This window comes from Nostoc sp. CMAA1605 (assembly GCF_021596505.1).
GTDB lineage: Bacteria > Cyanobacteriota > Cyanobacteriia > Cyanobacteriales > Nostocaceae > Trichormus.
Genome location: NZ_PJIZ01000148.1, coordinates 1 through 10389 on the forward strand (window position 1 = coordinate 1; position 10389 = coordinate 10389).

9 protein-coding genes are annotated in these 10389 nt (G+C 41.7%); 8 read left to right on the forward strand and 1 reads right to left on the reverse strand.

All coding sequences use genetic code 11. The features are described 5' to 3' along the window. The 4 genes from CV014_RS28470 to CV014_RS28485 form a co-directional block, all read left to right on the forward strand. The coding region (locus CV014_RS28470) for an FtsX-like permease family protein (protein WP_236145085.1) at nucleotides 1–517 on the forward strand (517 nt) is incomplete at its 5' end. A gap of 123 nt (nucleotides 518–640) precedes the next feature. Continuing rightward, the gene (locus CV014_RS28475; RefSeq protein ID WP_236145093.1) at nucleotides 641–1342 is read left to right on the forward strand and encodes a DevA family ABC transporter ATP-binding protein; all 702 of its coding nucleotides are present in this window, start codon (nucleotides 641–643) and stop codon (nucleotides 1340–1342) included. A 399-nt stretch (nucleotides 1343–1741) separates the two neighbouring features. Then, nucleotides 1742–2152 carry a DUF3592 domain-containing protein gene (locus CV014_RS28480; protein ID WP_236145086.1) on the forward strand — a complete coding sequence of 137 codons (411 nt, stop codon included), beginning with the start codon at nucleotides 1742–1744 and terminating at the stop codon, nucleotides 2150–2152. A gap of 278 nt (nucleotides 2153–2430) precedes the next feature. Further along, nucleotides 2431–3432: a DnaJ C-terminal domain-containing protein gene (locus CV014_RS28485; protein WP_236145087.1), complete on the forward strand. Its 1002-nt coding sequence runs from the start codon at nucleotides 2431–2433 to the stop codon at nucleotides 3430–3432. Here the strand turns inward: CV014_RS28485 and CV014_RS28490 are convergent. Then, a complete protein-coding gene (locus tag CV014_RS28490; RefSeq protein WP_236145088.1) occupies nucleotides 3422–3574 on the reverse strand; it encodes a hypothetical protein in 153 nt (50 codons plus the stop codon). The genes CV014_RS28485 and CV014_RS28490 overlap by 11 nt on opposite strands. A gap of 215 nt (nucleotides 3575–3789) precedes the next feature. Here CV014_RS28490 and CV014_RS28495 point away from each other — a divergent pair, with 215 nt between their 5' ends. From CV014_RS28495 to CV014_RS28510, 4 genes are all read left to right on the forward strand, one after another. After that, a complete protein-coding gene (locus CV014_RS28495; protein WP_236145089.1) occupies nucleotides 3790–4935 on the forward strand; it encodes an isocitrate/isopropylmalate dehydrogenase family protein in 1146 nt (381 codons plus the stop codon). After that, nucleotides 4919–6628 carry an aconitase/3-isopropylmalate dehydratase large subunit family protein gene (locus CV014_RS28500; protein WP_236145090.1) on the forward strand — a complete coding sequence of 570 codons (1710 nt, stop codon included), beginning with the start codon at nucleotides 4919–4921 and terminating at the stop codon, nucleotides 6626–6628. Before CV014_RS28495 ends, CV014_RS28500 begins: the two co-directional genes overlap by 17 nt. Before the next feature lie 183 nt (nucleotides 6629–6811). Next, a complete protein-coding gene (locus tag CV014_RS28505; RefSeq protein WP_236145091.1) occupies nucleotides 6812–7207 on the forward strand; it encodes a hypothetical protein in 396 nt (131 codons plus the stop codon). Between the two features lie 423 nt (nucleotides 7208–7630). Beyond that, nucleotides 7631–10389: amino acid adenylation domain-containing protein (locus tag CV014_RS28510; protein WP_236145092.1), on the forward strand; the 2759-nt coding region annotated here is incomplete at its 3' end.

Below are 10389 nucleotides of genomic sequence, written 5' to 3' on the forward strand. Positions count from 1 at the left end.
AGGTTTAATTAAATTACAATCAGGGGCAAATATTCAACAAGTGCAAGCTGCATTAAAATCACGGCTATCACAAGATGTTAAAGTGTTAACTCATCAGCAATTTATTGAATTTGAAAATAATTTTTGGCGTACTAATTCCCCCATAGGATTCATTTTTAGCATTGGGGTATCAATGGGTTTTGTCGTAGGGGTAATTATTGTTTATCAGGTTTTATCTACAGATGTGAATGCTCACCTGAAAGAATATGCCACCTTTAAAGCCATAGGATATCGTCACTACTACTTGCTAGGTGTGATTTTTGAAGAAGCTGTAATTTTAGCCTTATTAGGATTTTTCCCAGGGTTAGTAGTATCTTTAGGACTTTATCAATTAACCCGCAGTGCCACTAATTTACCCATCTACATGACCATTATACGAGCATTGCAGGTATTGATACTAACCATTATTATGTGTGCAATTTCGGGTGCGATCGCCACACGCAAACTACAAGCCGCAGACCCCGCAGATATGTTTTAGTCAATAGTCAATAGTCAACAGTCAATAGTTTTTTCTCTCCTGCTACCTTGTCTACCTTGTCCATATTCCAATGCCCAATGCCCAATGCCCAATGCCCCATTCCCAATGCCCAATTCCCTAATCATGTTTACTGCCATTTCTATTCGGAATCTTGACCATTACTTTGGTAATGGTTCACTGCGTAAGCAAGTTTTATGTAATATCAATTTGGAAATTAATCAAGGTGAAATTGTGATTTTAACAGGGCCATCTGGTTCTGGTAAAACTACATTATTAACCTTAGTGGGTGGATTGCGTTCTGCACAGTGTGGAAGTTTACAAGTGTTGGGACAAGAACTCTGTAGTGCAGATGCAGAAAAATTAGTCCAGGCGCGACGTAATAACGGCTATATATTTCAATCTCATAACCTCCACGGCAGTTTAACAGCACTGCAAAACATCAAAATGGGTTTAGAGTTACACCAGCATATTGAACTTGAGGAAATAGAAACTCGTGCAGTGCAGATTTTAGAACAAGTGGGGTTAGGAAATCACCTCCATTATTATCCCAACCAACTGTCTGGAGGTCAAAAACAGAGAGTGGCGATCGCTCGCGCTTTAGTCAGCCATCCCCAAATTGTTTTAGCTGATGAACCTACAGCCGCTTTAGATAGCCAGTCTGGTCGAGATGTAGTCAACCTGATGCAAAAACTTGCTCAAGAACAAGGTTGTACTATCTTGATGGTGACTCATGACAATCGCATCCTCGATATAGCCGATCGCATTGTAAACATGGAAGATGGCAAGTTGGTCAATAGTCAGAAGTCATTAGTCATTAGTCATTAGTCAATGGTCAACAGCCAACACTGTTGGGGCTTCCAGAAAATAAACTATCTAATTTATCTGCTTTAAAACAACTGTCTTTCCCCCTGCTCCCGTTCGGCTGACGCTCACGGCGGAAGCCTGCCCCCTGCCCCCTTGCCATCAAGGTGATAGTATATTTTTTTAACTGGAGTTACTTTACCCTTCCTCATTCTTCACATACTTGTCGTATGGTCGTAATATTGCTGCCATAACTCTCTGACATAGTAATAATGTATTTGGTTACAAAATGCTTTTTTTGGGTTACAAGGTAGGTCTTCCTGCCTTTTTTATTGCCAAATTTCCGAGATAGGATTTTCTGACGGGTAGTTGTAAACTATTAGACTATCAAAATTAATAGTTGAAGTTGAGTTAGAAAGTCCTATGAATGACCTTCAGTCCTTGCGGTTGTTCGGTTTTATATTCGGTGGTATTGGTAGTATTTTGTTGGTAGTTGGTATAGTTTTGACTCTGAAGACGCGTTCCTTTGTTGCCACTTCCGTAATCACCCAAGGAACAGTTATAGATTTCAAACGACGTTCTAAAGTCTATTATCCAGTCGTAGAATTTACACCATCTTCTGGTGATACCACAGTATTTGAAGCTAACTCAGGCAGTAGCACACCGGAATTCCAAATGGGTCAGCAAGTCGAAATTCTCTATAGTCCCCAACAGCCAAATGATGCCGTGATTCACTCCTGGCTAAATTTATGGTTGTTACCTGCAACGTTTACTGGGATGGGAGCAATTTTCTTCCTGATAGGAGGAGTTGCATTACTCAACTCATTTCCTTAACTACTAAGACTATGGAACGATAAGTAGATGGCATTACACATATTATTTTCTCATCCCTAATCCTAGCCGATCGCGCTTGCGCTACGGGAACAAAAATCAAAACAGCATCGCTACGGATGTACGGTTATTTTCAAAAAACAGGTAGGGTTACTGTATCTATAGATATTGTTTATTAATTTAAAATCATAATTATTTATGCTTGGCACTATACCTAGCAAAGACAAAATCTCTCATCTTAGAAAAAAAACTTAAAGATAATTTTTACAGGAGGCTGGTAGATGGCTGCAACCGACTTCAAGGACTATTACGCGATTTTGGGCGTTAGTAAAACTGCCAGTCCTGAAGAAATTAAACAGGCGTTTCGCAAACTAGCCCGCAAGTATCACCCTGATGTTAATCCTGGTAATAAGCAGGCTGAAGCAAGCTTCAAAGAAGTGAATGAAGCTTATGAAGTGTTATCAGACGCAGATAAACGCAAGAAATATGACCAATTTGGTCAATATTGGCGACAGGTAGGGGATAGTGGTTTCCCTGGTGGTGCTGGTGTTGATATGAATGGCTTTGACTTTAGTCAATACGGCACTTTTGATGAATTTATCAACGAATTATTAGGACGCTTTGGCGGTGGTGCGCCTCGCAGTGGAGGCAAGCAAAATTATTCCTATCGCACCCCTGGCGGCCGACCTGGGGGCGGCTATGGTGGTTTTGGGGACTTTGGATTTCAAGATGTCGGCACAGGTGGCGCGCAAGATGCAGAAGCAACGATTACTTTGACTTTTGCGGAAGCATTTGCAGGTACTCAAAAGCGTTTTAGCATTGGTAACGAAAACTTAGAAGTTCGTATTCCCCCTGGTGCAAAACCTGGTAATCGCTTAAGAGTCAAGGGTAAAGGTCAATTTAACCCCATGACTCAACAACGGGGTGATTTGTATTTAAAAGTAGAATTACAACCACACTCATTTTTCCAAATTGAAGGGGATAATTTAGTTTGTGAAGTCCCCATCACACCCGATGAAGCTGCTTTGGGTGCGTCCATTGATGTTCCTACCCCCGACGGTAGCGTCAATGTAAAGTTACCGGCTGGTGTCCGTTCTGGTCAATCCTTGCGTTTGCGGGGTAAAGGTTGGCCTTTAGCCAAAGGTGGCAGAGGCGACCAGTTAGTAAAAGTAGCGATCGCACCACCGAAAGATATGAGCCAACAAGAACGAGAATATTATGAGAAAATCCGGGCTATCCGTACTTATAATCCTCGGAGTCATTTACAGCAAGTCAAACTCTAAAATTTAGCTGGATATCATGAATAGGCGATCGCATCTGATGGAGATTAAAGTCTGGGTGCGATCGCCTTGTGATTTTGATAATAATTGCTAAATAAACTTCTGTGCTACAAATAATAAACTCTTTGTGATGCCTACTAGTCATGGGTTCTAATTAAATGTCTTAACTGTCCACACAATTATTTAAGTAAAATCTTAACTGTCCTAAATGTTATTGCATTTCTTTAGTAAAGATGGGAATATGCTAAGGCAAAATTCTAAATTTATGTAAAAAAATACCATTATTTTCCAACATCAAATAAAACATAATAAATTAAATAATTTTGTAAATAGCAGTAATGTTTTACTCACACAGAGTAAATGTTATTAGCTCAGGAGGAGTTAAATCTCACCAAGTTAACAAATACAAAAAAAATGAATTCTTTAAGTAACCCGTCTTATCGTATTGTTGCTATTCATGGAGAAGGAATTGGAGCAGAGGTGGTAGAAGCCTCTCTCAAAGTTTTGCAATACGTTGCTAAATTGGAGAAATTTAACTTACAAGTAGACTACGGCTGGCTTGGTAAAACAGCCTTAGACAAATTTGGGAGTTACTTTCCTAAAATTACAGCTGACCTATGCGATGGTTCTGACGGGATTGTATTTGGTGCAGTTACTCAAGGCGGACTGCTAGAACTGCGAAAACATTACGACTTATTTTGTAATCTGCGTCCAATTCGGATTTTTGATAGTTTGCTGCACAAATCTAGCCTCCGTCCAGAAAAAGTCCGCAATCTGGATATACTCGTGATTCGAGAATTAGTCAGTGGCATTTATTTTGGCCCTGCGGGGAGGTCTGTAGATGAGCAGGGAGGCTATGGATATCACACCATGCTCTACTACGATGACGAAATTCGTCGGATTGCACGACAAGCCCTGCAAAAAGCCCAAAAACGTCGCGGATTATTAACTGTAGCCCACAAAGAAAACGCTTTACCTCATTTACCTTGGACTCGTCTAGTACAAGAAGAAGCTCTTAACTTTCCTGGTGTAATTGTAGAGCCGATGTTGGTAGACAATTTAGCCATGCAAATGGTTTTAAATCCCCAAAGATTTGATGTGATTTTAGCTAGTAACTTGTTTGGGGATATTCTCAGTGATATTGGCGGAGCATTAATTGGGTCTGTGGGTTTACTAGGTTCAGCGAGTCTCAATGGTAATGGTTTTGGACTATACGAAGCCATTCACGGTACAGCTCCAGACATTGCAGGAAGAGGAATTGCTAATCCCTTGGGAACATTGGGTGCTTGTGTTTTAATGCTTCAGCAATGGGGAGAAGCTGGTGCTATGCAACGTATTCTCGCAGCTCAAGATAGAGTTTTGGCTCAAGGATATCGCACAGCTGATTTGTCTCCTCAAGGCTCAGAAATATTAGTTAATACTGAAGAACTAATTGACCTTTTATTAGAAGAACTTTCTCACGCACAAGATTCTGAATTCGGGGTGCTTTATGAGTCATACAGATAAAATCTTATATCTAGGAGATGATATCAATACCGATGATATTATTCCTGCCAATCGAGCTACTACATATGATCCTGAAAATCTCAAAAACTATGCTTTAGAACATTTGATTGGCATAGGAGAACTACAAAAATATAACGTAATTGTCGCCGGGAAAAATTTCGGTTGTGGTTCTAGTAGAGAAATTGCCCCTATAGCTTTGAAAGCCGCCGGCATTGAAAAGATTCAGGCGCAATCTTTTGGAGAAATTTTTTATCGCAATAGCATTAATATTGGGCTGTCTTTAGAGATTCTTGGAGAAAAACAGGAAAATCCCGTAGTTGATGCGATCGCTCAAGCAGGTGGACTGATACCCTTTAATCAGATGCGTCGTCAGGGTAAAATTACCGTTCCTCAGAGCGTCACACACCCAAGACCGATGACTTTAGTTGAAAAACTCTTAGCTAAAGCCTCCGGTAATTCCTACGTCCGCCCAGGAGAAGTGGTATTTGCTCAAGTAGATTTAGCCCTCTCCCATGATGCCGTAGCCGCACCTGTAGCCAAGACATTCTATGAAAACTATGGAGAAGGGGCAAAATTGTGGGATGCCCAAAAGGTAGTTTTAGTTGCTGACCACTTTATCCAAGTCAATGACATCCGTGATGACCGCCGAGCTGATCTGATGTATCAGCAGATGATTCAGTTTGCCCAAGACCAAGGGTGTCATTTATTTGACATGGTTTCCCCTGGTGAAGCAGCAGGGATTTGTCACGTTTTACTCCCAGAAAAGGGATTTGTCCGCCCAGGAATGATCATCGCCGGAACAGATTCCCATACTTGCACCCACGGAGCATTAGGAGCTTTTGCCACAGGGGTCGGTACTACAGATATGGCCAATATCTATGCTACCGGGGATATGTGGATGCGTGTGCCATCCACATTAGTGTTTGAATTATCTGGAAATCTCCCACCCCATATCAGTGCTAAGGATATTATCTTGTTTATCCTGGGGCAACTTAGTTGTGCAGGGGCGACGGGTAAAGTCATGGAGTTTAGAGGCTCCATTCTCGCTCAACTACCTTTTGATGAGCGTTTGACTCTAGCTAATATGGCCGTGGAATGTGGGGCGATTTGTGGTTTGATTGTCCCTGATGAAATCACCCGCAATTACGTAAGTAGTCGTTCTCAGCAGGAATTTACAGAGATCATCGCCGATGCTGATGCGGAGTACGAAAAAGTTTATCAATTTGACCTCAGCCATCTAGAAGCACAAGTGGCGCGTCCTCCCAAACCAGACCAAGTAGTACCTATTAGTCAGTTAGAAGATACTCCCATTACTAAAGCTTTTATCGGGTCTTGTACAGGCGGAAAACTCTACGATTTAGCTCAAGCGGCGGAAGTATTACAGGGTCGCCAACTAGCAGAGGGCGTGAACTTGTATATAGTACCTGCTTCTATAGAAATTCGTGAACAGGCAAAAGCTTTGGGCTATTTAGATATTTTTGCCCAAGCAGGCGCGCAGATTCTCAAGTCAGGTTGTGGAGCTTGTATCAACTCTGGAATTGGGGTATTGGACAAAGAAGAAACGGGGATTTATGCCACCAATCGCAACTTTAAAGGCCGCAGTGGTGATCCCACAGGTAAAAACTATTTAGCTTCCCCAAGAACGGTAGCGATATCAGCTGTGAAAGGCAAGATTAGCAATCTTTTAGATTAAACAATACACGAATCAGTTACGAATGAATCAGGAGGAAAATGTTAAAAATTTAGCTCTATCTGAGTGGAATTGACGGTAATATCGCTTAGTCTAGATTCTGAGATTAGTTTTTTAATTGATATGAAAGACTCGAATCTCGTACCAGTGAAAAAGTTTGTACCAACAAAATCAGGAGTCAAGCTAATGAACACAGACGACATCATTAAAAAAGTTGCAGGATTAGGTCTTCCTGGCATAATTCTGTTAGTCTTAGCAATTTCATCAGCAGGTAGTAATGCAGCGATTGTTGCTGCTCTCACATCAGCAGGGGGGCCTTTTGGAATTATTGGCGGTCTCGGTCTACTAGGTCTAACAGGACTTCTAGGAGATAGTCTTTCAGGAATTGGTCTAGAAGCTATTCTCAAGGGTGTCTATTCAGAACGGAAAAAAACCGATTCATTAAGATTGTTGCTCAAAGAAATTCAAGATTTACCAATTTCCGATGAGCTAAAAATCAAACTGAAAGATCATCTCAACGCAGACACTACTAATAGTGAATCTGTAGAAGAACCAAGAACAGTGGAAATTGTCGAAGAATAATCGCACTATTAAATTTGGTGACATTTGAGCATAAATGCCACTAAATAGAGGTTTTTCAGCAGTTTGGAACTGGTTTCAATGCCACAGTGCATACCGTCAGCGCGAAATCATACGTAGTCTTGCCAAACGCCAAAATGGCCTCTGAGTTTGATGTCATTAGATTAATCTCTCAAAGGCCATTTCTATAGGATGACATTGTTTGATGAACACAGGCTTCTTAAAAATTCTCTGTTCAATATTTTTGAGATAAACGTAAGTAAAACAACTTGAGTAAAGTTAACTATGTAAAGTAACTTCAGATAATTTTCATCTAGTTTGTGGTGAGGACTTCAGTCCTTACTACAAACACTGTTATCAATAAGCTTGGATATATTTAGTGATTGCTGCTATTTTTTATTTTTCTATACAAAAATCATGGAAGAAATGCTGACTGAATCTACTATGAATGTTGAGAGTTTCGCTAATTTAACAACACAAGAACTACATCAAATCTTGGTGGAATGGAATGATACATCTGTAGATTATCCTCAACATTTGTGTATACAAGCATTATTTGCTGCCCAAGTAGCGAAAACACCAGATAATATTGCGATCGCCTTTGAAGGTCAACAACTTACCTATCAAGAGTTGAATCACCGAGCTAACCAAGTAGCTCATTATTTACAATCTTTGGGTGTAAAACCAGACGTATTAGTCGGGATTTGTCTTGAGCGTTCCTTGGAAATGATCATTGGACTCTTAGGAATCCTCAAGGCTGGTGGTGCATATTTACCATTAGATCCGACATATCCTCAAAACCGTCTGTCCTTCATGCTGTCAGACTCACAAGCGTCATTGCTGCTAACTCAGCAAAAGTTTGTTGATAAATTTGCTGCAAGTGGTGTGAAGACGGTTTGTTTGGATGCAGATAGAAAATTAATTGATTCTCAAAGCCAAGATCATCCTACTAGCGATGTCACCGCAGAAAATCTGGCTTATGTAATTTATACATCCGGTTCGACAGGCACACCTAAAGGCGTTGCTGTCACCCATCGGGCTGTAAATCGCCTCGTATGCAATACCAATTATGTGCAGTTTACATCTGCTGAACGTACAGCCCAAGCCTCGAATACTTCCTTCGATGCAGCCACCTTTGAGATTTGGGGTTCATTGCTGCATGGAGCAACCTTAGTTGGTGTTCCTCAAAATGTTCTGCTCTCGCCCCTGGATTTTGCAGACTACATTCGGAAGCATAAAATTAACGTATTATTTTTAACTACTGCTTTATTTAATCAATTAGCTAATATTGCACCCCAAACATTTCAAGACTTGCGCTACTTGCTATTCGGTGGCGAGGCGGTAGATCCCAAGTCTGTGAAAACGGTGCTGGAGAATGGCGCACCACGGCATTTGCTACACGTTTATGGGCCAACTGAGAACACAACCTTCTCTTGTTGGTATCAAGTTGAGGATGTCCCAGAAGGGGCTACAACTTTACCCATTGGTCGCCCCATATCTAATACACAAACATATATACTAGACTCCCAACTACAACCTGTTCCCGTTGGTACTCCTGGGGAAATTTATATTGGTGGTGATGGTTTAGCCAGAGGCTACCTCAACCGTCCAGAGTTAACCGAGGAACGATTTATTCTGCATCAGTTGCCAGAGGTAGGAGAAACTAGATTATATAAAACCGGAGATTTAGCGCGTTATTTACCAGACGGTAATATTGAGTTTGTCGGGCGAGTCGATAACCAAGTGAAAATTCGCGGCTTCCGCATTGAATTAGGAGAAGTCGAAGCAGTTTTACATCAACACCCGGATATCTACCAAGCGGTGGTAATTGTCCGCGAAGATGTTCCTGGTAATAAGCGGTTGGTTGGCTATATTGTTCCTCAGCCAGAATCCACAGTCAACGCCGCAACCGTAAAACGCTTTCTAGAAGAAAAGCTGCCTACCTATATGGTGCCAGCAGCTTTGATGATGCTTGATTCCTTACCTTTGACCCCAAATGGTAAGGTAGACCGCCGCAGTCTCCCAGCCCCAGCGCGGACACGCCCCGATTTGGAAGAAGTGTTTCTCGCGCCTCGTAACCCAACTGAAGAGAAGTTAGCCGCTATCTGGGCGGAATTATTGGGACTGGATGTAGTAGGAATCAATGATAACTTTTTCTGTTTGGGTGGTCATTCCCTGATTGTGACTCAGATGCTGTCTCGTGTGCGGGAAGTTTTCTCAGTTCACATATCCTTTACTCAAATATTCGCCAATCCTACCATTGCTGCTGTAGCTCAACTCATAGCCCAAGGTGGGGAAGAATCACAATGGCAACGTCCTGTCATCCAACGCATTTCCCATGAAGGACTTGTACCAGTTTCCTTCTCTCAAGAGCGTATCTATTTTGTTCATAAATTAGCACCCGAAAATAGTGCTTACCAATTCCAAGCCACGATGGATATTAAAGGTGTCTTGGATATTGCAGCACTACAACGTTCTTTAGATGAAATTGTCAAGCGTCATGAAATCTTCCGCACCACTTATCAGGAAGTGAATGGTCGCCTATATCAAGTAATTCACCCCCATCCAGGAGCCGCTTTTAGATTCGTTGACCTGCGGGGTATTCCTGAGCCTGAAAGGGAAATAGAAGCACAAAAGTTAGTAGAGGAAGAAGTTCTCACACACCTAGACCTGACACAACTACCCATAGTTCAATGGGCTGTATTTCAGTTGAGTGACCAGGAATATATATTGACCCATGTTGAGCATCACATGGCGCATGATGGCTGGTCTTTTAACGTCTTTTTGGGTGAGTTGGTGGCACTGTATGAAGCTTTCTCTGCTGGTAAACCTTCCCCACTACCTGAATTAAGTTACCAGTTTGCGGATTTTGCTACTTGGCAAAGAGAATGGGCGAAAACCCCAGAAGCGCAAGCCCAGTTGGCTTATTGGCAACAAAAATTAGCAGGAATTCCGCCTTTATTGGAATTACCTTACGATCGCCCACGTCCCAAAGAACAAACTTATAATGGCGATCACGTCAGGATGGAATTACCCGTCGATTTGTGCGAAGACCTGAGAGTTTTCAGTCATCAAGAAGGTGCAACCTTATTTATGACGATGCTGGAAGCTTTTATCATCCTGTTGCATCGATACATTGGCCAAGATGATATTTTTATCGGGTCTGCGGTGGCGAATCGCCGGAT